Origin of the sequence: Mesorhizobium sp. M8A.F.Ca.ET.202.01.1.1, assembly GCF_004791595.1 — a bacterium.
Taxonomy (GTDB): Bacteria; Pseudomonadota; Alphaproteobacteria; order Rhizobiales; family Rhizobiaceae; genus Mesorhizobium.
Map to the genome: position 1 here is coordinate 1 of NZ_SRUN01000138.1, position 345 is coordinate 345.

The 345-nt window shown below is 62.0% G+C and carries 1 protein-coding gene; it reads left to right on the top strand.

The features are described 5' to 3' along the window. Positions 1 to 345 (top strand): AI-2E family transporter (locus EN845_RS34195; RefSeq protein ID WP_135931300.1); only part of this gene is annotated, 345 nt, incomplete at both ends.

Here is a 345-nt window from a genome sequence, read left to right on the forward strand (position 1 = left end):
GTCGGGGCGTTGATGACGATCATACTTGTCACCGTCATCGCGCTGATCAGCTTCGACTCGATCTCCTTTGCGCTGCTGGCGCCGGCCTTCGTGTTGCTGTGCGACATCGTCGAGGGCCAGTTCGTGACGCCGCTGGTGGTCGGCAGGCGGCTGGAGATCAACGCGGTGGCGATCTTCATCGCCATTGCCTTCTGGTCGTGGCTGTGGGGTTTTGTCGGCGCGCTGATGGCGGTGCCGCTGCTGGTCGTCGTCAAGGTCTTCTGCGACCATTTCGAAGGACTGAGCCATGTCGGCAATTTCCTGGCGGCACAGCACAGCCTCGTCGTCGAAGAGGATACGGCCGAG